This is a genomic window from Kitasatospora sp. NPDC101447 (assembly GCF_044767225.1).
GTDB lineage: Bacteria > Actinomycetota > Actinomycetes > Streptomycetales > Streptomycetaceae > Kitasatospora.
In genome coordinates, this window is sequence record NZ_JBIWNL010000097.1 from 1 (window position 1) to 1,010 (window position 1,010).

A 1,010-nucleotide genomic window follows, 5' to 3' on the forward strand; every position below is an offset into this window, starting at 1 on the left:
ACGGTGGTGGGGTCGCCGGCGGCGTAGGCGCCGAAGTCGACCCATCCCGGGCCCTGGGGGTCGACGGACCACAGGTGGTTGTTGGAGTCCCGCACATACGTGACCAGGTGACCGGTGGCCGGATCCACCGCCGTGCTCGGCCGCCCGGTCGGCCCCTTCGGCTGCGGAGCAGGCGTGGCCGCCGCCAGGGCGTTGACGATGCGCTGTGCGTCTGCGGCCTCAGGTTGGTAGGCATCAGGGACGGCCGAGACCTGGACCTTCTGGCAGACGACACCGATGGGCTGGCTCTGCCAGGAGCCGTTGGGATAGGCACTGAGCATCGCATCGAGGAACTTGTTGGTGGCGAACACCGGGTCGAGCCGCTGCTCGTACGAGCCCCACCAGGTCTGCTGCTGGAACAGCCCGACGCTGGTGTGGTCGAGCACGTTCGGATTGTTCCGCAGCTCGGACTCCACGATGGCCGTGGTGACCGCGATGACCGCAGCCCGGTCGGGCAATCCGCGGGATCGCACGGCATCGGTTATCGCTCGCGCGCAGGAGACCCGGTACGGGGTCATCGCCCCGGCCAGTTTCCCGGTCAGTACCTTGTTGAGGCTGGACGCAGTCGTGGATTCGGTGTCGGTGACGGCGCCACAGGACCGGTCCGGCAGCAGCGCGGCGTACGCGGGGGATGCGGCCAGGGCCGCGGGTACGACCAGTGCGGCTGCGACGACGGTGGTCTGGAGAGCAACGCGGAGACGGTTCTTCACAAGTGGCACGACTGTCCTCAGTCCTCAAGGCGTACGAAGGGTCGGCGAGCGGCGTCGCCGTCCCGGACCGCGGCGCCGGGACCAGGCCGGGGCATGCCCGATCGGTGTGGCTCGGGCATGCCCCGCCGGCGCTCCGCCGCAGTGCATGGGCTATTGCGGTGTGGGTTCTTGTGTCAGGAGGTGATGGTGGTGGGGCCGCCGATGAACTTGGTCCAGCCGGGGCCCTTGGGGTCGACGGACCAGAGGGTGTTGTTGGTGTCG

1 pseudogene is annotated in these 1,010 nt (G+C 69.2%); it reads right to left on the reverse strand.

What is annotated here, in order from left to right:
- Positions 1 to 749, reverse strand: a pseudogene (locus tag ACIRST_RS42455) (hypothetical protein); the annotation flags it as partial.
- Between the last annotated feature and the right edge of the window lie 261 nt (positions 750 to 1,010).